The organism is Kitasatospora sp. NPDC087315 (assembly GCF_044744345.1).
GTDB lineage: Bacteria > Actinomycetota > Actinomycetes > Streptomycetales > Streptomycetaceae > Kitasatospora.
The window spans coordinates 204,717-225,445 of the sequence record NZ_JBIUYD010000012.1; the positions used below are offsets into that span (position 1 = coordinate 204,717).

A 20,729-nucleotide genomic window follows, 5' to 3' on the forward strand; every position below is an offset into this window, starting at 1 on the left:
GTCCACCAGGGGCCGGCCGACGCGGAGCAGCCGCTACCCGAGTGCCGACGGGCGCCTGGCGCCCGCGAACTCGCCTGCCCAGCGGGGGATTTCGAGCACGCCCTCAAGGCGGGCGACCAGCGTCCCGGTGTGCTCGGCGTGGATCATCGCGCCCTCGCCCGCATAGATCCCGACGTGGTGCAGCGGAGCGTCCGGGCGGGAGAAGAAGAGCAGGTCGCCGGGGAGCAGGTCGGCGCGCGCCACGGCGGCGGAGCGGTGGTACTGGGCGACGGTGTAGTGCGCGAGCTCCACCGCGCCGCCGCTGGCCCGGTACCAGCAGTACAGGGAGAGCCCGCTGCAGTCGAAGCCGACCGTGCTCTCGCCGAGGCACTTGCCGTTCAGACAGCCGTTCTCCTCGTCGCAGAACCCGAGGCCCGCCCCCAGCCGGTCGCCGCCACCCCACGCGTACGGCACCCCGATCTGCGCGGCCGCCACCTCGGCGACCCGCCGGCCGAGCGGGCCCGGCTCGGCGGACGGCTCGGGGGACCGCGCGGTGGTGGTCGGGGCCGCGGCCCCCGCCGGGGCGGCCGCCAGTGCCGGGGCGACGCCCGCCCCCAGGGCCAGCCCCAGCACCCGGCGGCGGCCGACACCTCGACCCGAGGACGACAAGACCATGGCAGACCCCTTGCGCTCCGCTGTCCGACACCCGCTGTCCGACGGAGCACCAGGATCCCGGCCGGGCGGTCCGACCCGCCATCACCCGCAGCGGTGAACCGGGAGCACGGGCGCCGGAAGGCGCGGGCCGGGGGCGCGGACCGTCCGCCGGTAAATCGGTTGACGGGTGATCACCACCTGCCAAGCATGGACGGTGAACGCCCTTCGACCTCTGGAGAGCCCGATGAGCAGTGCCGTCCGACTGATTCGCAACCCGCAGCTCACCCAGGCCGTGGACTACGCCTACGGGGCGGCCGTCGACGCGCCGGTCCGGTCGCTCTGGCTCGCCGGCGCCTGCCCGCTGGACACGGAGGGGCGGACGGTCGCGCTGGGCGACTACGAGGGGCAGGCCCACCAGGCGATGCGCAACCTGAGAGCCGTGCTCGAAGGAGAGGGCGCCGCGCTGACCGACCTCGTCCGGACCACCGTCTACGTCGCCTCCTCGGATCAGGCAGACCTGGTGAAGGTGTGGAACGTCTACCGGGAGTACCTGGGCGGGCATGACGTGCCCAGCACCCTGCTCGGCGTGACCGTGCTGGGGTACGACAACCAGCTCGTCGAGGTCGAGGCGGTCGCCGTGCTCCCCTGAGCCGGGAGCGCGGCCGTCGGGCGTACGCCGCTGGGCGCGTTCTCGGCGGGCCCGTCTCCTCCCGGCGGCGTACCGGGGTACCTCTGCCGATCTACCCTCGGCTCCTCACCTGGGGCGACGACCCGAAGGCCGTGCAACGGCCAGGCTGGCGACAAGGCGGACGGGGCGTCCGCCTTGACCAAGGGGAGGGCTTATGAAACGTCGTTTCGCCTGCGGACTGGCCGCAGCGGTCTGTCTGGCACTGGCGGCTCCGGCCGTACCGGCCGTCGCGTCCACGGTGGGCGCCGTGGACACGGTCGGCACGGCCGGCGCCGAGAATGTGGCCGGCACCTTCGGCGGGGGGCAGCGGCAGACCGCGCTGGAAGGGCTGACCCGGGCCGGCGCGACCTCCGCCATCGCGGAGATCCGTGACCGTGCCGGGGTCTGGCGCGGCACCTCGGGGGTGTCGGACCAGGCCACGGGCGCGCCGGTACGCGGGGACGGACGCTTCCGGGCGGGGAGCGTCACCAAGATGTTCGTCGCCACCACCGTGCTCCAGCTCTCGGGAGAGCACCGGCTCGGCCTGGACGACCCGGTGGAGCGCTACCTGCCGGGGCTCATCCCGAACGGTGCGAACATCACCCTCCGTCAGTTGCTCAACCACAGTTCCGGACTCTGGGACCCGACCAACGAGAAGGGCGGGATCTTCCCCGACGAGGCCGATCTCCCCGCGCTCCGGGAGTGGGTCGCCAAGGGCGGGCTGAACCGCACCGTCACCGCGCGCGAGCTGGTGGCCGCGTCGACGGCGCACGCGCCGTACTTCCCGCCGGGAACGCGGCACCACTACTCCAATGTCAACTACACCCTGCTCGGCATGATCATCGAGCGGGTCACCGGGCACGGCTACGCGCAGGAGGTCTCGGCGCGCATCCTGCGGCCGCTCGGGATGACGCGGACCACCTTCCCCGGACTTTCCAGGGGCATTCCGGGGCCGCACGCGCACGGCTACCTCACGCTGGGCGAGTCTCCCGACCCGGCCCAGAACGACGTGGACGTGACCGAACACAACCCGTCCTGGGCCGGTGCCGCGGGGGAGCTGATCTCGACCACCGACGACCTGCTCCGCTTCGAACGCGCCCTGATCGGAGGCAAGCTGCTGAAGCCCTCGCTGATGCGCGAGATGACCTCGATGATCCCGCTCGGGGAGGAGAAGAAGGTCCAGGCGGAGTACGGGCTCGGGCTGGCCCGGGTGCAGCTTTCGTGCGGGGAGATCCTCGGCCACAACGGCGGGATCTTCGGCTACTCCACCGAGCTCTGGGGGACCGCGGACCGGCAGGTCGCGCTCTCCTTCACCCCTCGTGGTGGTGAGGCCGAGCAGACGGCGCAGGCGCAGGCGGACTGGGCCTTCCTGAACGCGGCCTTCTGCGGCAAGCGCTGACGGCGGCCCGGGCGGGTACCACGGCTCCTCGGCCGCGGTACCCGCCCGGGCGGCGGGCGGTGGAGCGCCCGAACGGCGGACTACTCCTGCTTGATCGCGGAGATGTCGAACTCCAGCACCACCTTGTCGCCGACCAGGACGCCACCGCCCTCCAGCGCGGCGTTCCAGGTGATGCCGTAGTCCTTCCGGCTGATCGTGACCGAGCCCTCCAGACCGACCCGGAGGTTGCCGAACGGGTCGCGCGCGTTGCCGGTGTACTCGAAGTCGATGCTGACCGGGCGGGTCGTCTCCTTGATGGTGAGATCGCCGGTGACCACGTAGTCGGTGTCGCTCTTCCGCTCGACCGCCGTCGAAGTGAAGGTGATCGCCGGGAAGTTGGGGGCGTCGAGGAAGTCGTTGGTACGCAGGTGGCCGTCCCGCTGCTCATTGCCGGTGTCGATGCTGTCGGTGGTGATCGACACCCGGCCGGTGGAGCGGCCCGGGTCGCCGCCGTCCAGATGGGCGGTGCCCTCGAAGGTGTGAAAGGACCCGCGGACCTTGGTCACCATGGCGTGGCGCGCCACGAATCCGATCCGGGTGTGCGCGGGGTCCAGTACGTAGTCGCCGGTGAGGTCGGAGAGGGTGGCAGTCATGGTCAGCGGGTCTCCTGGCTGGTGCGGTGGCGGCGGTGCGACGGCGGTGCCGATGCGGGCCGGGTGGCCGGTCGAACGCGGGCCGGGCCGCCTGGGGCCACGCTAGGCGGATACGTCCGGCCCCGCATGCGGTTGTTCACCCGGACGGCCCAGCTGGGTGCTGGCGGGTGCTGCCGGGCGCGGGCGGGCCGGTGGCGCGGCGACGCCGGTCCGGCCATGCGTGGCCGAACCGGTGGGGTGTCGCGGTGGGGGAGCCGCCCGTCGGTGCTACGCGCATAGCGCCGACGACCTGCGGATTCTTCGCGCGGAAGATTCCGGCAGTTCCTTGACCCTCGGAGTTCGGCTGTGCCACTCTCTCAGCCAGGTCTGGACCAATGCCCTATGGAGAGGTGTTCGGGGCCGGCCTGATGGGGCGCAACGGGGAGAGTGTCAGGTTCCATGCACAGAGCCACGGTTGTCGATGCCGAAAACGCTTCCGGCGGGACTGCGTCCGATGGGGGCGCTGCCGGTGGGACTGCCGTCGGCGGGACCGCTTCCGGTGCGGCCCGGGTGGCCGGGCCGCCGGCCGGCCGCACCGTGCACGGTCTGCTGGAGCTCCGCTCGGCGGCACAGCCCGACCGCACGGCGATCAGCACGGACGACGGGCAGCGGCTGACCTTCGCCCAGTGGCAGGACCGCTCGACCGCCGCGGCGACCGCCCTGGTCCGGCGCGGAATCCGGCCCGGTGACCGGGTCGGCCTGCTCTTCGGACTGCGCGACTGGCCCGAATTCGCCGTCCACTACTGCGCGGTGACCAGGGCCGGCGCCGTCGCCGTGCCGGTCTCGGACCGCCAGCCGGCCGAGGCGGTCGCCTATGTGCTGCGCCACTGCGGGGCCGCCGGCCTGATCGCGGGCCCCGCCGCGACCGTACCCGGCGGTTCCTGGTGGGTCGCCGGGCCCGCCGAGCTGGCCGCCGAAGTGCCCGAACCGGCTCTGGAGGACGTGGAGTTGCCGGAGGTCACCGCCGAGCACCTGGCCCAGGTGCTCTACACCTCGGGCACCACCGGGCGCCCCAAGGGTGTCCTCGCCACCCACGGCAACGTCGTCCACGGCACCCGGCCGACGGCCAGGCACCGGCCGCTGGCGCACTCGGAGGAGTTCCTGCACTCCTTCGCGGTCGGCACCAACGCCGGGCAGACCATGCTGATCAACGCGCTCACCGCACACCCGGCCGCCCTGGTCGCCACCCGCTTCACTCCGGGCCGGTTCGCCCGGCTGATCCAACAGCGGTCGGTGGGAAGCGTGTTCGTGGTCCCCGCGATGGCCGCCGAACTGCTCAACGCCGGCGTGCACACCCGCTACGACCTCTCCTCGGTACGACTGCTCGGCTCGACCGCCGCCGCGCTGCCGCCCACCGTGGCCGCCGCGCTGACCCGGGCGTTCCCCAACGCCACCGTGGTCAACTACTACACCTCCACCGAGGCCGCGCCCGCGCAGACCGCGATGATCTACGACCCGGACCGCCCGACCGCACTCGGCCTGGCCGTACACGGCACGGTCATGGTGGCCGGGCCGGACGGCCGACCGCTGCCGCCGGGGGAGACCGGGGACGTCCACCTGCGCTCGCCCGGGGCCCAGCGCGCCTACTACCGTGACACCGAGGCGAGCGCGGCGGTCTTCCGCACCGGCTGGGTCCGGATGGGCGATGTCGGCTTCCTCGACGAGGACGGCTACCTGCACCTGGTGGATCGCGAGTCCGACGTCATCAAGTCCGGTGCGTACAAGGTCTCCACCCTCCAGGTCGAGGCGGCGGCGCTGGAGCACCCGGCGGTCGCCGAGGTGGCCGTCGTCGGGCTGCCGCACCCCGTCCTCGGGATGAGCGTCGGCGCGGCCGTCGTCCCCGTCCCCGGCGCCGGGTTCGAACCGGCCGACCTCCGGGCCTTCCTCGCCGACCGGCTCGCCGGGCACGAGATCCCCGTCCGGATCACCACCCTGGACACGCTGCCGCGCAACGAGGGCGGTAAGCCGCTCAAGCGCGCCGTGCGCGAACTGCTGGCCGCCCCGGCCTGACCGGGACCGCCGCTCCGTCAGGGCCCCGCCTTCCCGCCTTCGTACCTCCACCTTCACGGCCCACCCGCCGTCCTCGGGGTCACCCGGCGCGTCGGCGTACCCGCCGTCCGACCGGAGTGCCCCGCGCGTCTCCCCCTCCCCTGGCACCTCCCGACTCCGAAGCGAGCTGTCGATGCCCGACCGCACCCCCGAACCGTCCCCCGTCACCCCCGCCGCCGTCGGCCTTTCGCGGCAGGGCGTCTGGCTGACCGAGCGCCTCGGCGCCGCGCGCACCGGCTTCCACCTTTCGCGGCGGATCACCTTCGAGCGGGTGGACGCCGCCGCCCGGATCCGTACGTCCCACGGCGTGGACGTCGAGTTCGACGTCTTCTTCGACACCCCCCATGCGACCGGCCTCGCCGAGGCCGTGAAGGAGCAGCTGTGACCGACCGTGTGAGCACCGTTCAGGCCGAGGGCCTGCTGGCCATCCTGGCCGGCTTCGTCGCCGAGGCCTCCGACGGAGCCGTGACCGCCGCTGAGCTGATGGCCGCGGCAGACACCCCGTTCGTCGCGCTGGGCATTGGTTCGCTCGCCCAACTCCGCCTGGTGGACGCGGTGGAGGAGCGGTTCGAGGTCTTCCTCGACCTCGACGGCGGCGGCGACTTCCTGCGCAGCCTCGGCGCGCTCGCCGAGCACCTGGCGGTCGGGCACGGTGTGGCCGGCCCGGGAGGGAGCTGACGGCACCTCGGCAGGTGCCGCACGGTGTCCGGCGGTTTCCCGCAGGCGTGACTCAGGGGGAAACCCGGGTCCCCGCCCGATGCGTCGGCGGCGTTCGCGGCGAGCACCCCGGTCCGCTGCGAACGCCCGCCAGGGCCGATGGGTTGGGTCAGCGCGCGGCCCGGGTGACGCGTTCCTCCACCGCTCGGAGGAAGGGCTCGACCTCGGCTGCGGGGAAGTACCGGGTGTCCACCAGCAGGGTGGCGAGCGCCTCGCCGTCGCGGTGCGCCAGGCCGAAGAAGAACTTGCAGTCCTGCCGGGCCCATCGCGACCGCCACCCGAAGCGCCCGGCCGGGAGACCGTCCGGATCCCCCTGCTCCGGTGCGGCGCCGCCGCCCGGCGGGCGGTCCGGTTCGCGGTGGTCGTTGAAGAGCGCGTTGAGGTCCAGTTCGGTGCCGCGTCGCTTCCCCTCCTCCGCCACCGCCGCCGCCAGCGCGCCGGGGTCGTAGTGGCCGTGCCGGAAGGTCTGCATCTGGGACCGCCAGGCCCGCTGGGCCAGTTCGTCGAAGTCGCCGGAAGTCCCCAGGACGACAAGGCCGTTCTGGGCGAAGGCGCCGACCGCCGTCCGCTGGGCCTCGCTCACCCGGTTGCCCATGATGACCTTCAGCGGGACGGCGTCGGCACCCGTGTGCTCGCCCAACTCCACCCCGACGGCGGCCAGGACGACCGCGCTCGCCGACGTTCCGGTGCGGACCGCCGCCACCCGGCTCGCCGAGTCCAGCCGGGGGCAGACGAGTTCGCCCTCCCACCAGCGCTCCGCCTCCCCGGGGCCGGCCTCCTCGGGCCACAGGGAGGCCGGAATCCCGGCGAGTTGTCGGGTCCAGAGGCCGATCGCGGCGTTGCTGCGGGCGGCCGCCTGCGGGCCGGCCTCGTACGCGGCCTGTTCCCTCGGCCGGCGGCCCGGTGGTGGCGGCGGCAGGGTGCCCGGGCGCCGCCGCGCCTGGACGAGCAGCCGGCGCAGGTCGTCCCGCACCACCTGCGCTCCGGTGCCGTCGGCGGCGATGTGCGCCACGGTCAGCACCGCTCCCGCCACCAGGCCGTCCACCAGCACCGCACTGACCCGCAACGGCAGCCCGTCCCCGAGCAGTTCGAAACGGACCGCCCTGTCCTGCGCGGCGACGCGCCCCAGGGCGGTGGCCACCGGCTCGCCGGCCGGGGCCGGAACCAGCCGGACGGGCAGCATGCCCCGCCCGTGCAGCCGTTGCTCCAGCGAGCCGTCGGGTGCCAGGCGGTACAGGGTGCGCAGGGACTCGTGCCGCTCCAGCAGCGCCCGCAGCGACGCCCCGAACGCCTCCGGTTCGACGGGACGGCGCAGTTCCAGCGGCAGCGCGATGTTGAAGTAGTGGTCGTCGGGCGCGTACCAGGAGATCGGTGCCCAGATCGTCCGCTGCCCCCAGGTCGCCGGTCCGGTCTCCTCCGCCAGCCCCTCGAAGCGGACCTCCAGCCGCCCGCCCTTTTGCAGCCCGTCGTCGTGCATCGGCATCGGGACGTCCCCCGCCTTCCGGTGGTACAGACCATCATGTGGCACCGGATCCTAGGGCGTTCCATCGTGCCCGGGCTACCGCCTGCCCACCGTGCGGACCAGCGGCAGGGCGGCCGCGACCAGCACCGCGCTGACCCAGAGCGGCGAGCGGTAGCCGAGGCCCGCGTCGATGGCGGTGCCGCCGAGGAGCGGGCCGGCCGTCGCCCCGGCATTGAACGCGGCGGTGGCGAAGGCGCCCGCGAGCGTCGGGGCGTCCGGTGCCGCGTAGAGGACCTCCGCGACCAGCGTGGCGCCGACGGCGAAGGAGAACGAGCCCAGGAGCAGGACCAGTCCGAGGGCGGCGACCGGCTCGTCGGCGGTCATCGCGAAGGCCGACCAGGCGGTGAGCAGAACCGCCCCGCCCGCCGGCAGCAGGAGGCCGGGCCGGGTGTCGGCCAGGCGGCCGGCCGTGGTGACGCCGGCGAAGGCACCCAGCCCGAAGAGCGCCAGCACCGCCGGGACCCATCCGGGCGTGATGGCGGTGACGGTCGTGACGAGGGGCGCGAGGTAGGTGAAACCGCAGAACGTGGCGCCGTTCACCAGGGCGGCGAGCAGCAGGATGCGGACCAGCCGAGGCCGGCGCAGGGCGCGCAGTTCATCGCGAGGGGAGGGAGCCTTCGGCTGCTCGGCCGCGGTGTCGGCCGTCGGGCGGGGCAGTGACCTCAGGACGGCGATCAGGGCCGGTGCCGTCACCATCGCCACCGCCCAGAAGGCGGCGCGCCACCCCCACACCTGTCCGAGCAGGGCGCCCGCCGGCACACCTACGACGCAGGCCATGGTGGTGCCGCCCAGCAGCACGGCGGTGGCGCGCCCCTTGGCGTTCGGCGCGACCAGCCCGACGGCCGTGCTGAGGGCCACGGCGAGGAAGCCGGCGTTACCGAGCGCGGCGACCACCCGGCAGGCGAGCAGCACCGGGTAGCTGCTGGTGGTCGCACCGATCACATGAACGAGCAGGAAGGCGCCGAGAAAGGTCGCCAGCGCGCGCCGCTGCGACCAGCGGCTCCCGACCGCCGCCATCAGCGGCGCCCCCACGACCATCCCGGCGGCGAACGCCGAACTCAGCGCTCCGGCGGCCGGGACGGACACCTGGAGGTCGTCGGCGAGGTCCGGCACGAGACCGGACAGCATGAACTCGGAAGTCCCCTGGGCGAAGACCGCCAGGGCGAGCAGATAGAGAACGAAGGGCACAGCAAACCCCGCAACCATGTCGAAAAACCCCGGCAGCGGACCCGGGCAACGGCCGGATCCGCCGGTGAACGCGCTCGCGGTACCACCAGGGGCCGCGCGTGCGGCGGCCGGTGGTGGTCAGCGTCTTGACGCCTCAGGGCTCGACATGGGGCAGAGGGTAGCAACGGTGGGCTCGCGGTCGCCAGGAAGTTCGGGTGCCCCGCGGATCGGCCCGGCCGCAAGCCGGACTTCGCGGATTGCATACCGAATATCCGGTTTCTATGCGCGCGAATCGGTGAGGAGTTCGGGGTGGTGCGGGTCGGCGAGGTCCGCCCGGTCGGCGGGGACCACGGGAGCGGTGCGGTGGTGGAGGGGGCGCGGCCGGCGCTCTGGCGTGTGCAGGGCGGCCCGGGTGGCGGCGGTGCCGATGAAGCCGGTGGTGCCGGTGATGAGGATGTGGCGATTCATGGTCACGTCCTTGTGGCCCGGCGGTGGCTGCTTGTTAAGATACGGGGTGTTTGGTTTTGTTTTCCAGGTGCGCAGGGTGGGGTGGTTGTGGTGGTGCGGCAGGAGCGGGCGGTGCGGACGCGTCGGGCGATTCTGGAGGCGGCGGCGTCGGTTTTCGATGAGTTCGGGTATGAGGGGGCGACGATTGGTGAGGTGGTGGCGCGGGCGGGGGTGACGCGGGGGGCGGTGTACTTCCATTTCGCGTCGAAGCGGGAGTTGGCGCAGGGGGTGGTGGAGGAGCAGTTCGTTCAGGAGGAGATTCCTGAACGGGTTTGCAAGCTGCAGGAGTTCGTGGATACGGGGATGGTGGTGGCGCATCTGATGCCGCGGGATCCGCTGTTGAGTGCGGGGGCACGGTTGTCGTTGGGCCAGGATGCGTTCGGGGATCTGGGTGGGGGTGTGGTTCCGGGGTGGATCGTGCGGTTGGAGGGGTTGCTGGTGGCGGCGGGGGAGCGGGGGGAACTGTTGCCGCATGTGGTGCCGGCGGATTCGGCGTGGCTGGTGACGGCGTCGTGGGCGGGGGTGCAGATCCAGTCGCAGAAGTTGTCGGGGCGGGTGGACCTGGAGCGTCGGGTGGCGGGTCTGTTCCAGCATGTGATGCCGAGCATCGCGGTGCCGGGCGTCCTGGGCTCGTTGCTGATGGGGCCGGACCGCGGAGCGCAGGTCGTGGCGGAGGTCGCGGCGGCCCGTGCGGCGGCGGTGGCCGATGTGGCGGCGGAGGGCGTCGGCGTGGCGTAGTGGTGCCGGGGGCGGCACGTGGGCCGGTAGGGCTCGCCCGTGTTGTCACTCCGTGAACGTCCTTGCTGGGCAGGGGGATTCGGCGGCGGCGCGTGACCGGTGAGGTCCGGCGCCGCCTTCGCCGTTTCCGGGGGCGGTGTCGGGTGCGGGGGCCGAGGGTCGGTCGGGCCTCCTCGGTGGGGGGCGTTGGTGCGGGAGTTGGGGATGGAGCCGTCGGCGGGGTTGCGGCGGTTGCGGCGTTCGGTTCTGATGGCGGGGCCGGAGCGTGGGGAGTCGGAGCGGGCGGAGGTGGTGGCGGGTACCGGGGGCGAGGGTGCTCCGGGCGGCGGACACCTCACCCGGGTCGGGCGAGAGTCGGCGCCAGTCCGGGCGCGGGTACGGCGGCGGTCCTGATGTGCTTGCGGGTGTGAAGGGTTGTGGGTTCGGTGGTGCAGGAGAGGTCGGAGCGGACACGGGGACGTCTGGTCGAGGCGGGTGCGGCGCTCTTCGACAGAAGCGGCTACGCGGGGGCGACGCTGGGCCAGATCGCGGGGGCGGCCGGAGTGACGAAGGGGGCGCTCTACTTCCACTTCGCCTCCAAGGAGGAGTTGGCGCGGGCGGTGCTGGAGCGCGCCGAGGGCTCGATGCGTGCGGCCTGCGGCACGCTGCGGGCCGGTGCGTCGCCGCTGCAGGCGGTGATCGACGCCGGGTACTGGCTGGTCGAGTCGCTGGAGTCGGACGCGGTGACGCGGGCGGCGTTCCGCCTCGGCCGCGAGGGCGGGGTGTGGCAGGGCGGGACCGGGCCGGTCGGCTCCATGTCCGGGGTGGAGGGCTTCCACGCGGTATGGGCGGGCGTGGTGCGGGAACTGCTTTCCGCGGCACGCCGGTTGGGGGAGCTGCGGGACCGCTCGGGCGGGGTGGGGCCCGAGACGCTGGTGGTGACGGCGGCGTGCGGGCTGGAGGTGGTGTCCGGCGGCGGGTGCGGTCGGGAGGAGCTCTCGCGCCGGGTCGAGGCGCTCTGGGAATGGCTGCTGCCCTGCCTGGTGCCCCCGGGCGCGGTGGGCGCCTACCGGACCGGGCCCCCGCCCCGCTGACGCCGGCCGGTGCGGGGCGAATGTCAGTGCGAGTCGCCATGATGGCGGTATGAAGGACGCAGCCACCCTGGCCTCTCCCGCTGTCTTGGCCTCCCCGGACGCCTACGCCGATGCCGTCGCCACCGCCGTGCGCGCGGCCGCGGCCTACTACGCCGACGGCACCACCCCGCTCGGCGACGACGAGTACGACGCCCTGGTGCGCACGATCGAGGCCTACGAGCGCGAGCACCCGCAGGAGGTGCTCCCCGACTCCCCGACCGGCAAGGTCGCCGGCGGCGCGGTGGTCGGCGACGTTCCGCACTCGGTGCCGATGCTCTCGCTCGACAACGTCTTCTCGGCGGAGGAGCTGGACTCCTGGGCGGCCGGTCTGGAGCGCCGCCTCGGCCGGCCGGTGACCGCCTGGTGCGTCGAGCCGAAGCTGGACGGCCTCGCCGTCGCCGCCCGTTACCGGGCCGGCCGCCTCACCCAGGTCCTGACCCGCGGCGACGGTCTCGCGGGCGAGGACATCACCCACGCCGCCGATGCCGTCCTCGGTCTGCCCGACCGGCTCGCCGAACCGCTCGACGTCGAGCTGCGCGGCGAAGTCCTGCTCACCCACGAGCAGTTCGAGCACGCCAACGCCGTCCGCACCGCCCACGGCGCGACGGCCTTCGCCCACCCCCGCAGCGGCGCCGCCGGGACTCTGCGCGCCAAGGACCGCCCCTACCGCGTCGAGCTGACCTTCTTCGCCTACGACGCCCTCGGCCTGCCCGGCCTCGACCACGGCGAGCTCCTGGCCCGCCTCGCCGGGCTCGGTGCCCACACCGCCGCCGGCACCGCGGCCGACCCCCGGCGCTGTGCCACCCTCGCCGAGGCGCAGCAGCGGATCGACGAGATCGCCGCCCTGCGCGCCGCCCTGCCGTTCGGGATCGACGGGGTCGTGGTCAAGGCGGACGCGGTCGCCGACCAGGAGCAGGCCGGGTCCGGCTCCCGCGCCCCGCGCTGGGCGGTCGCGCGCAAGCTCCAGGCCCAGCACAAGGTCACCCGGCTGCTCGGCGTGGAGTGGAACGTCGGCCGGACGGGCATCATCGCGCCCCGCGCCGTCCTGGAACCGGTGGTGATCGACGGCGTCACCGTCACCTACGCCACCCTGCACAACCCGGCGGACATCGAGCGCCGGGGCCTGATGATCGGCGACCAGGTCTTCGTCTACCGCGCGGGTGATGTCATCCCCCGGGTCGAGGCCCCGCTGGCGGACCAGCGCACCGGTGCCGAGCAGCCGGTCGTCTTCCCCGAGGTCTGCCCACGGTGCGGGGACGCCATCGACACCTCCGAGCAGCGCTGGCGCTGTGTGCGTGGCCGCGCCTGCCAGACCGTCGCCTCGATCATCTACGCGGCCGGCCGCGACCAGCTCGACATCGAGGGCCTTGGCGGCACCCGGGCCGTCCAGCTCGTCGAGGCCGGACTGGTCACCGACCTCGCCGACCTCTTCACCCTCACCAGGGAGCAGCTCCTCACCCTGGACCGGATGGGCGACACCAGCGCCGACAAGCTCCTCGCGGCCATCGAGACCGCCCGCGCGCAGCCCCTCAACCGGGTGTTCTGCGCGCTCGGGATCCGGGGCACGGGCCGCACGATGTCCCGCCGGATCGCCGCGCACTTCGGCGCGCTGGCGGCGATCCGGGCGGCCGACGCCGAGGCGCTCGCCGAGGTCGACGGCATCGGTGTCGAGAAGGCCGCCGTGATCGTCGCCGAACTCGCCGAGGTGGCGGTCCTGTTGGACCGGCTCACCGCACAGAGCGTCGGTACCGCGGTCACCGCGCCCGTCGTACCGGCCAGGGCCGGCGGGTCCACGGCGGCAGCCGACGGGGTGGAGGACGGGGCCGAGGGGGCCGAGGGTGGAGCGGCGGTGGGACCGCTGGCCGGCCAGCACGTGGTCGTCACCGGTGCCATGACCGGCGCCCTGGCCGAGCTGTCCCGCAACGCGGTGAACGAACTCGTCGAGCGCGCCGGCGGCAGGGCCTCCTCGTCCGTCTCCAAGCGCACCACGCTGCTGGTCGCCGGGGAGAAGGCCGGCTCCAAGCGCGCCAAGGCGGAGGAGCTGGGCATCCGGATCGTCACCCCGGAGGAGTTCGCCGTCCTGGTCGCCGGTCAGCTCGGCTGACATCCGCGGCTCCGGCTTCGGCTTCGGCTCTGGCTTCCGCTTCCGCTTCCGCCCCTGCCCGGGCGCCCGGGCCCAGGCCTGCCACGTCGGCCCGCCGCCGGTCACGGGTGCGACGCCCCGCATGGTCGAGGCGCGTCACCTCTCCGTGGCCGAAGAAGCGTTTGACGCCGTCGAGGTCGCCCGGCACGCCGTCGGGGAACGGTGTCTGCCGGGCGCGGTGGAGGCGGGTCACCGCAGCTGGAGACCCACCCGGGCCCCTTCCCCCGCCCGGCGAAGGGCGGTGCCCGGGTGGGGTAGGGTGACCGGTGCCGAATGTGATCGCGATCTTGGGGAGGTGAGACCCATTACCGGTGTGTCGGAGCGGGTGCTCCCCGGGAACGGCCGTGTGGGCGTGGCGCCGAGCGCATAGCGTGCCGCGCCGGTTCGGTGACGGCCTTGTGGGGAGCCCTGGCGGATTGTTCCGCCTTTTCTTTGAGGGGTTCTCTTGTCGGTTTTCTCTTCTGTGCTGCTGCGTTCGTCGGTCGCCGCCCGGCTGCGGGCGGCGGGGTGCGTGTTCGCCGAGGACGAGGCGCGCATCCTGCTCGCCGCCGCCACCACACCGGCTCAGCTGGCGGGCATGGTCCGGTCCAGGGCGCAGGGCCGTCCGCTGGAGCACGTCGTCGGCTGGGCCGAGTTCGGGGGCCTGCGGATCAGCGTGGACGACGGCGTGTTCGTCCCCCGGCGCCGCAGCGAGTTCCTGGTGAGCACCGCGGCCAGGCTGACGGGCGCGGACGCGCTGGTGGTCGACCTGTGCTGCGGCAGCGGCGCACTGGCAGCGGCTCTGGTGACGGCGGTCGGACTCCCGGTCGAGGTGTACGCGGCGGACGTCGACGAGGCCGCCGTGCGGTGCGCGCGCCGGAACCTGGCCGCCGTCGGGGGCCGGGTGTTCCAGGGCGATCTCTTCGAGCCACTGCCGGCGGCCCTGCGGGGCCGGATCACCGTGCTGCTGGCCAACGTGCCCTATGTCCCGACCGCCGACATCGAACTGCTGCCGGCGGAGGCCCGCCTGCACGAGGCGCGCCCCGCGCTGGACGGCGGTGCGGACGGCCTGGACGTGCTGCGCCGGGTGGCGGGGCAGGCCCCGGAGTGGCTGGCCCCGGGCGGTTCGCTGCTGTTCGAGACCAGCGAGCGGCAGGCGCCGGAGGCCCTCGCGGTGGCGGGGGCGGCCGGGCTGGACACGGCCCTCTCCTGGTGCGAGGACCTGGACGCGACCGTGGTGACCGCCACGCGCCGCTGACCACCGGCCGGCCCGTCGGTACGCCTGCGCACCGGGCACCGGGCGGGTGCGGCTGCTGGACGCCGACCGCGCCCGCCCGGCGGTGGAGGCGGTGTACGACGGGGTGCGGCGGACCCGGACCGGCTGGCCGCGGCGCACCACCCCGCTCTGGGACGTCCGCCTGTACGACGAGCCCCGGATCCGGGACGGCGCGACCGCCCTGCGCCACGCCGTCCACCACGACGTGGACGGCACCCCCACCGGCTACGCCCTCTACCGCCTCAAGTCCGCCGCGCGCCAGGCGTTCAGCGGTAACGGTGACGCCGGCGGCGGCACGGTGCGGGTCGTGGAGCTCGCCGCGGCGAGCCCGCAGGCGTATGCGCGGCTCTGGGGCCACCTCATCGGTGTCGACCTGTTCGACCGGCTCACCCACGAGGGCGCGGTGGACGAGGCGCTGCCGTATCTCCTGCGCGACCCACGGGCCCTGCGCAGCACGGTGGTGGACCGGCTCTGGGTACGCCTGGTGGACGTGGCACGCGCCCTGGCGGCGCGCCCGTACGCGGCGCCGGTGGAGACGGTGATCGAGGTCGAGGACGCCTTCTGCCCCTGGAACACCGGCCGGTACCTGCTGCGCGCCGGGGCCGGTCGGCCGGCGCTGTGCGAACGCATCGATCGGGAGGCGGAGTTGGCGCTGCCGGTGGCCGATCTCGGCTCCGCCTACCTGGGTGGAACGGCCCTGGCGTCGCTGGCCGGAACGGGCCGGGTGCGGGAGAGCCGCCCGGGAGCGCTGGCCGCGCTGGACGCGGCGCTGCGGGTGGAGGGCGCGCCGTTCTGTCCGGGCGGGGAGTCGTTCCCGGTGTACTGACCGAGACGGGTGTACTGCCGGGCGCGGGCCGCAGGACGGCGAGGGCCTGGGGCCCGGGCCGGCTCCGGGCCGTCGCCGGGTAGTGGGTGAAGGGCGCGTCGCACCTTGGCTTCGGGTGGGGGGCGGGCGCGGATTCGTGCGGGATCCGGTGAATTCGCCATAGTGGCAAGGGGTTTGTGGGGTGCTTCGGATTCGGTTTCCGTCGCCTGCCCCATCCGGCAGAGCCGCAGGTCGTCCGACCTGCGGCTCTGGCGTTCTTCGGGGCTGTGGGGGTCAGCGGGGGGCGGTCGCGAGGGCTTCGATGGCGGGGACGAGGGCGGCGGGGGTGGGGAGGGCGTCGTTCTCGGCCCGGAGGCGGGCGGCGGCGTCGCGGAGCCCCGGGTCGGTGACGAGGCGGGTGAGGAGGGGGGTGTCGACGTCGTCGGAGGCGGAGCGCAGGGCGGCACCGGTGGCGGTGAGGATGTCGGCGACGGCGAAGTTGTCGGCGCCCTGGGGGAGGAGGAGCTGGGGCACGCCGGCCTGCAGACCGGTGAGCGTGCTGCCGGAGCCGCCGTGGTGGACCACCGCGTCGCAGACGCGCAGCAACTCCGCCAGCGGGACCCACGGCAGCGGGCGGACATTGGCCGGGAGTGTGCCGAGGAGGGTGAGGTCGGCGTCGCCGACGGCGAGCAGGAACTCGGCGTCGACCGAGGCGGCGGCTTCGATCAGGCGGGCGATGGCGTGCAGGCCGTCCATCTCGGCGACCACGGTACCCAGGGTGACGGCGACCCGCGGTCGGGCGCCGCGGCGCAGCAGGCCGGCGGGGACCACGCCACCGCCGTTGTAGGGGAGATAGCGCATCCGCAGGCCGCCCGGGTCGCCGCCGAGCGCGGCCGGGACGATGTTCAGCGGGGTGGACTCGGCAGGGGCGGCGACGCCGTGTGCCTCGTAGAGGTCGGTGAAGTGGCCGGCCAGTCGCGCGGCCATGTCGAGGCCGGAGGTGAAGCCGAAGTTCTGCAGCGCCGCCGGGATCTTGAGCTTGGCCGCGACCAGCTGGGCGGAGGCCAGGCAGGAGTCGTGGATCAGCAGGTCGGCGTCCCACTCGTCGGCGGTGGCCAGCAGGCCGTCCACGGTGGATCGGGAGGCGTAGGCGAAGGCGGTGGCGGCCAGATCGAGGATCTGCTCCTGAGCCAGCTCCGGCATGGCGTAGTGCGCATCCTCACCGGCGACGACCTCGAACGCCTCCCGGAGCGGTCGGCCGTCGCCGATCTCGACGATCGGGAAGCCGGCCGCCCGGAGCTGATCCATGGGCTTCGGGCTGGCGAACAGGATCTCGTGCCCGGCGGCCCGCAGGGCCTGTGCGGTCGGCACCATCGGGAACAGGTGGCTGGGCGCGGCCGGGCCGGTGAAGAGTATGCGCACGGTTGTCTCCTGGTCGTTCTTCGGCTGATCGAGATCGAATCTGCGCGGGCCGGGCCCGCCTTCTCCGTCAACTGATGGACGGTCAATTCCTCTTCCCGGCACGATCGATAATCGGACGTTCTGGCAGAGGCCTTGTCAACGGGGGTACGGTGTGCTCCGCTCTCCCGCCCCGGACACCGGGGCGGCGCTCGCGGCCGAGCGCGGCCTGCCGTTCTCGACCTGGAGTCCGGCCACGCCGATCGACTCTCTGACCAGGTCGGCGACCCGCCGGGTCGGGATCGTCCGCGCGGTGATCACCCGCGGTAGCCGATGCCCGCCGGAAGAGTCGATGCCGGCCGGAAGAACTGTGCCACCGGCCACTTCTGTCGGCAGTACAGCCTGGTCCGGGCAGGGGCATTCATGATCTGCTGGCCGCGCACACGCATGTGCACACCGCCATCACACAAAGGCTCTCCATGAGGCGATTTATTCAACGACGGGCGGCGTGGCCCGTGTCGGCCGTCCTGCTCGCGGGGGCATCGGTCACCGGTCTGTCCCCGGCCCCGGCCTCGGCAGAAGTGCTGACGCCTCCGCTCGGACAACCGGTGGTGTTCCAGAGCATCGGAGACGGGCAGGGCGACGGAGGCAGCCAGGGCCTCGCCGGAGGCAGTGGCTTCCAGATCTCCGGCACCGAGATCCTCTTCCGCGCCACGCCGCCCAAGGGTGACGAGGACAACCAGCAGTGGAAGCTGGAACAGTCCGGCGCCGGCACCTACAAGGTGCGAAGCCTCACCAAGGACGGCTGCATGAGCCGTAGTTCCGACACCGCAGGCAACGCGCGCCTGGCGTTCCAGCAGAACTGCGCCGACCCGAGCACCGACTGGATCTTCGACCGGGTGAAGGGTGAGCGCTACCGCATCCATCCGGCGCAACACCCCCAGGAGACCCTGGAGACGCCGCTGGACCTGTCCGGCGAGGTCACCTTCTCGCCCATCACGGTCAGCGGCGACCGCCAGCAGTGGTACGTCACTCCGGTCGCGTTCCCGCACGGCGCCATGCCGGCCGACGGCGACCGGACACTCGATCAGATGACCTTCCTGACCACGCACAATTCCTTCAACAACACCCCTGACACCAACGGCCACGCCTGGTTCGTGGCCAATCAGAACCAGTCCATCGCGAACCAGCTCCAGGGCGGAGTACGGGCTCTGATGCTCGACGCCCACTACAACAACGGCAAAGTCCGGATGTGCCACGAAACCTGTATGGGTGACGACGGCGGCAAACCGATGTCCTACGTCCTCACCGACATCGCCAACTTCCTCAAGGCCCCGGGCAACGAGAACGAGATCGTCACCGCCTTCGTCGAGGACTACACCACCGCCGAGCAGATGCGCGCCGAGGTCGGCGGCCAACTGGGGGCCGGCGGCCAACTCGACGGCCTGGTGTTCGATCCGCTCGACGACAACCCGACGGACGGCAAGCCCGGATTCGAGGTGAGGGCCAAGGGCTGGCCCACGCTGTCGGCGCTGCGGTCGAGCGGGAAGCGCCTGATCCTCTTCTCCGACCGCGACGACAAGACGGACCTCTTCCCTGACGACCCGAGCCGGAACGTCGGCTTCATGTTCCAGAAGGACTGGACCGTCGAGAACTACTGGACCATAGGCGGCCCCGTCGGGAACTCGGACTGGACCTGCAAGTCCCGGTGGAACGAGATCCCCCTCGCGAAAGAAGAGAAGGGGTTCCGGCGCCTGTTCGTCATGAATCACTTCCGTGACGCCCCACTGTTCGACACGGCGGCGAAAGCCGACAACGAAAAGGTCCTCAACCGCGCCGAACGGTTCTGCACCCCGGCCGCACGCAAGAAGCCGAACTACCTCGCCGTGGACATGTACGAGCTGGGCAACCCGCTGAGTGCCGTTCAAGCACTCAACCAGTACACCTACCAGGGCGACACCCCGGGCTACGGCGGCACCCCGAACGAGGTCGTTTCGAACAAACCCGTCGCCGACGCACCCGGCGGTTCGCTGAACGCCGCCTACTCCTACCTCCAAGGGGTCCTGGACGCCCACGTCGACAGCGCCCGTCCCCTGGGAGTGCCGCGAAGCTACACCGGCGGCCACTTCGACGACACCGGCGACTTTCCCGACGGCTACCAGACCTCCTTCACCTACGACAACGCGGTCGTCATCGCCGCGCTGCTCCAGGGGTCCCGCCGTGACCCCGAACGCGCGATCCGACTCGGCGACAGCCTGCTCTACGCCCAGCAGCACGACCCCGCCACCGCCAACGAAGTCATGACCAGGACCGACGGCAGGATCCGCGCCTCCTATCTGCCCGACCCGTTCATCACGACCCTCGGCCGGGACTACCCCGTCGGAACCCCCTACATCGGCGGCTGGTCGGTGTACACCGGGAACATGGCGTGGGCGGGAATGGCGTTCTGCCACCTGTACCGGGCGACGGGAGACAACAAGTACCTCGACGGCGCGCTCAAGGCGGCCGAGTGGATCCAGGCCAACGCCTACGACGGCGGCGGCATCCCGGGCTACACCGGCGGCTACGCCGATACCTCGGAGAACGGCACCGCAATGGTCAAGAAGACCTGGAAGGCCACCGAGCACAACATCGACGTCGGCGCGCTCTTCGGCATGCTCGCGGATATCACCGGCGTCCAGAAATGGCGCGACGGGTCGAACACCGCCTTCGCCTTCGTGAAGAGCATGCAGGCCGACGACGGCCGCCTGTGGACCGGCACCGGCAATGACGGCGCCAGCATCAACCAGGACACCATCCCGGCCGACGTGCAGATCTGGAGCTACCTGGCAACCCTCAGCCCGGACTTCTCCCGCTCGGTGGACTGGGCAGCGCAGAACATCAAGGCGACCGACGGGATCTTCACCGGGATCGGCTTCGCCAACCCCAACTCCTACCGTCCCGACCTGGTGCAGCTCTACAGCTCCAAGGTCTGGTTCGAAGGCACCGCCCACCTTCTGGCCGCCTACCACGCCCGCAGCGCTCCCGGCGACGGCGACAAGGCCGCGATCCTCCAGAAGACCCTGGAAGACGCTCAGACCTCAGCTCCCAACAACGACGGGCACGCCATCGTCGCCGCCTCCAGCGACGGACTCGAAACCGGCCAGGGCGACCTCTACTACGCCTCACGCCACACCGGCGCCACCGCCTGGTACCTGCTGGCGGGCTCAGGAGCGAACCCCTTCCGCCTGTAACGACACAACGCCCACTGAACAGGGCGGCCTTCCCGCAGTTCCCGGCCGACGACCGCACCGACTCGCGTGCCGTCAGTCCATTGCATCGGCGGAGTCTCGGGCAACTGCGCGCAGTTGCCCGAGGCTCCGGCCCGGCGCCTGCTTGAACAGGGTGTTCCCGGTCCTGACGGACGGTCTGGTCGATGGGCGGGTTGCGGGTGTGGGCTGGGTGGCATGGGGCCGTGGATGGGGTCGGCCCGGGCGGGTTTGTTGTGCGTCGTGCGTGCGGGTCGGAGTCGGAGGCGCTGGCCGGGATCGATGTGGTCGCGGCCGGGGGTGACGTCGGGCGGCGGGCGAGTATCCGGCGGTGGTGCCGGCAGGGCCTGGTGGTCGTGGCGGAGGACGTGTCCGGTCTGCTGGGGTACTGCGTGCTTGAGTACACGTTCTTCGAGCAGGGTTTCGTCACGATGCTGATGGTGGCGCCGCCGGCCCGTGGCAGGGGTGTCGGTCACCGGTTGCTGGAGGCGGTCGCCGACTCGTGTACGACCCCGAAGCTGTTCACCTCGACGAACGTCTCCAACCGGCCGATGCGGCGGCTTCTTTGGCGAGCCGGATGGAGCCAGGTCGGTTTTCTCCACGGTCTCGATGAGGGCGACCCCGAGCTGTTCTACCTCTGCCGGCTGCGGCCGCAGCCGCAGCCGCAGCCGGCGAGCCCGTGACGGGTGGTTTGGGGG

The 20,729-nt window shown here is 72.7% G+C and carries 18 protein-coding genes; 12 read left to right on the plus strand and 6 right to left on the minus strand.

The genetic code is table 11. The features are described 5' to 3' along the window. Window positions 1-33 precede the first annotated feature (33 nt). Window positions 34-654, minus strand: a complete 621-nt coding sequence (locus ACIO5D_RS19525) for a C40 family peptidase (RefSeq protein ID WP_400796603.1) — start codon at window positions 652-654, stop codon at window positions 34-36. A 223-nt stretch (window positions 655-877) separates the two neighbouring features. Here ACIO5D_RS19525 and ACIO5D_RS19530 point away from each other — a divergent pair, with 223 nt between their 5' ends. Both ACIO5D_RS19530 and ACIO5D_RS19535 read left to right on the plus strand, forming a co-directional pair. Continuing rightward, a complete protein-coding gene (locus tag ACIO5D_RS19530) occupies window positions 878-1,282 on the plus strand; it encodes a RidA family protein (protein WP_400652992.1) in 405 nt (134 codons plus the stop codon). A 193-nt stretch (window positions 1,283-1,475) separates the two neighbouring features. Then, window positions 1,476-2,699, plus strand: coding sequence for a serine hydrolase domain-containing protein (locus ACIO5D_RS19535; protein WP_400796606.1), 1,224 nt, complete (start codon window positions 1,476-1,478; stop codon window positions 2,697-2,699). Between the two features lie 80 nt (window positions 2,700-2,779). Here the strand turns inward: ACIO5D_RS19535 and ACIO5D_RS19540 are convergent, their stop codons facing one another. Further along, a complete protein-coding gene (locus ACIO5D_RS19540) occupies window positions 2,780-3,331 on the minus strand; it encodes a YceI family protein (RefSeq protein ID WP_363612281.1) in 552 nt (183 codons plus the stop codon). A gap of 549 nt (window positions 3,332-3,880) precedes the next feature. On the opposite strand from ACIO5D_RS19540, the gene ACIO5D_RS19545 reads away from it, so the two are divergent. From ACIO5D_RS19545 to ACIO5D_RS19555, 3 genes are all read left to right on the plus strand, one after another. Beyond that, window positions 3,881-5,380 (plus strand): class I adenylate-forming enzyme family protein, encoded by a 1,500-nt coding sequence (locus ACIO5D_RS19545; protein WP_363612279.1) that lies wholly within the window; start codon window positions 3,881-3,883, stop codon window positions 5,378-5,380. Window positions 5,381-5,552: 172 nt separating this feature from the next. Continuing rightward, window positions 5,553-5,804, plus strand: a complete 252-nt coding sequence (locus ACIO5D_RS19550; RefSeq protein WP_400796609.1) for a hypothetical protein — start codon at window positions 5,553-5,555, stop codon at window positions 5,802-5,804. Continuing rightward, entirely contained in the window at window positions 5,801-6,097 is a 297-nt protein-coding gene (locus tag ACIO5D_RS19555) for a phosphopantetheine-binding protein (RefSeq protein WP_400796612.1), read from the plus strand. Before ACIO5D_RS19550 ends, ACIO5D_RS19555 begins: the two co-directional genes overlap by 4 nt. 148 nt (window positions 6,098-6,245) lie before the next feature. Here the strand turns inward: ACIO5D_RS19555 and ACIO5D_RS19560 are convergent, their stop codons facing one another. From ACIO5D_RS19560 to ACIO5D_RS19570, 3 genes are all read right to left on the minus strand, one after another. Further along, window positions 6,246-7,619 carry a condensation domain-containing protein gene (locus tag ACIO5D_RS19560; RefSeq protein WP_400796615.1) on the minus strand — a complete coding sequence of 458 codons (1,374 nt, stop codon included), beginning with the start codon at window positions 7,617-7,619 and terminating at the stop codon, window positions 6,246-6,248. Between the two features lie 75 nt (window positions 7,620-7,694). Continuing rightward, on the minus strand, window positions 7,695-8,846 hold the full coding sequence (locus ACIO5D_RS19565; RefSeq protein ID WP_400796618.1) for a Cmx/CmrA family chloramphenicol efflux MFS transporter: 1,152 nt from the start codon (window positions 8,844-8,846) through the stop codon (window positions 7,695-7,697). A 258-nt stretch (window positions 8,847-9,104) separates the two neighbouring features. Further along, on the minus strand, window positions 9,105-9,293 hold the full coding sequence (locus ACIO5D_RS19570) for a hypothetical protein (RefSeq protein WP_400763092.1): 189 nt from the start codon (window positions 9,291-9,293) through the stop codon (window positions 9,105-9,107). An 87-nt stretch (window positions 9,294-9,380) separates the two neighbouring features. Here ACIO5D_RS19570 and ACIO5D_RS19575 point away from each other — a divergent pair, with 87 nt between their 5' ends. From ACIO5D_RS19575 to ACIO5D_RS19595, 5 genes are all read left to right on the plus strand, one after another. Further along, window positions 9,381-10,070 (plus strand): ScbR family autoregulator-binding transcription factor, encoded by a 690-nt coding sequence (locus ACIO5D_RS19575; RefSeq protein WP_363612267.1) that lies wholly within the window; start codon window positions 9,381-9,383, stop codon window positions 10,068-10,070. A gap of 425 nt (window positions 10,071-10,495) precedes the next feature. Next, window positions 10,496-11,143 carry a ScbR family autoregulator-binding transcription factor gene (locus tag ACIO5D_RS19580; protein ID WP_400763091.1) on the plus strand — a complete coding sequence of 216 codons (648 nt, stop codon included), beginning with the start codon at window positions 10,496-10,498 and terminating at the stop codon, window positions 11,141-11,143. Window positions 11,144-11,192: 49 nt separating this feature from the next. After that, window positions 11,193-13,286, plus strand: coding sequence for an NAD-dependent DNA ligase LigA (gene ligA / locus ACIO5D_RS19585; protein WP_400796620.1), 2,094 nt, complete (start codon window positions 11,193-11,195; stop codon window positions 13,284-13,286). Window positions 13,287-13,770: 484 nt separating this feature from the next. Further along, on the plus strand, window positions 13,771-14,562 hold the full coding sequence (locus ACIO5D_RS19590) for a putative protein N(5)-glutamine methyltransferase (protein WP_400796622.1): 792 nt from the start codon (window positions 13,771-13,773) through the stop codon (window positions 14,560-14,562). Window positions 14,563-14,608: 46 nt separating this feature from the next. Then, window positions 14,609-15,406 carry a sterol carrier protein domain-containing protein gene (locus ACIO5D_RS19595; protein WP_400796624.1) on the plus strand — a complete coding sequence of 266 codons (798 nt, stop codon included), beginning with the start codon at window positions 14,609-14,611 and terminating at the stop codon, window positions 15,404-15,406. Window positions 15,407-15,679: 273 nt separating this feature from the next. Here ACIO5D_RS19595 and ACIO5D_RS19600 read toward each other — a convergent pair whose 3' ends face one another. Beyond that, entirely contained in the window at window positions 15,680-16,807 is a 1,128-nt protein-coding gene (locus ACIO5D_RS19600) for a nucleotide disphospho-sugar-binding domain-containing protein (RefSeq protein ID WP_400653011.1), read from the minus strand. Window positions 16,808-17,394: 587 nt separating this feature from the next. Between ACIO5D_RS19600 and ACIO5D_RS19605 the strand changes: the two genes are divergently transcribed. Next, complete coding sequence (locus ACIO5D_RS19605; RefSeq protein ID WP_363612255.1) at window positions 17,395-20,016, plus strand: RICIN domain-containing protein; 2,622 nt, start codon at window positions 17,395-17,397, stop codon at window positions 20,014-20,016. Between the two features lie 251 nt (window positions 20,017-20,267). Beyond that, window positions 20,268-20,714 carry a GNAT family N-acetyltransferase gene (locus tag ACIO5D_RS19610; RefSeq protein ID WP_400796627.1) on the plus strand — a complete coding sequence of 149 codons (447 nt, stop codon included), beginning with the start codon at window positions 20,268-20,270 and terminating at the stop codon, window positions 20,712-20,714. Window positions 20,715-20,729: the final 15 nt, after the last annotated feature.

What these genes read in the sequence shown, in the direction of transcription:
- ACIO5D_RS19570 (WP_400763092.1), bottom strand. Translation starts at nt 9,293, where the DNA reads ATGAATCGCCACATCCTCATCACCGGCACCACCGGCTTCATCGGCACC.
- ACIO5D_RS19530 (WP_400652992.1), top strand. Translation starts at nt 878, where the DNA reads ATGAGCAGTGCCGTCCGACTGATTCGCAACCCGCAGCTCACCCAGGCC.
- ACIO5D_RS19535 (WP_400796606.1), top strand. Translation starts at nt 1,476, where the DNA reads ATGAAACGTCGTTTCGCCTGCGGACTGGCCGCAGCGGTCTGTCTGGCA.
- ACIO5D_RS19560 (WP_400796615.1), bottom strand. Translation starts at nt 7,619, where the DNA reads ATGCCGATGCACGACGACGGGCTGCAAAAGGGCGGGCGGCTGGAGGTC.
- ACIO5D_RS19550 (WP_400796609.1), top strand. Translation starts at nt 5,553, where the DNA reads ATGCCCGACCGCACCCCCGAACCGTCCCCCGTCACCCCCGCCGCCGTC.
- ACIO5D_RS19525 (WP_400796603.1), bottom strand. Translation starts at nt 654, where the DNA reads ATGGTCTTGTCGTCCTCGGGTCGAGGTGTCGGCCGCCGCCGGGTGCTG.
- ACIO5D_RS19540 (WP_363612281.1), bottom strand. Translation starts at nt 3,331, where the DNA reads ATGACTGCCACCCTCTCCGACCTCACCGGCGACTACGTACTGGACCCC.
- ligA (WP_400796620.1), top strand. Translation starts at nt 11,193, where the DNA reads ATGAAGGACGCAGCCACCCTGGCCTCTCCCGCTGTCTTGGCCTCCCCG.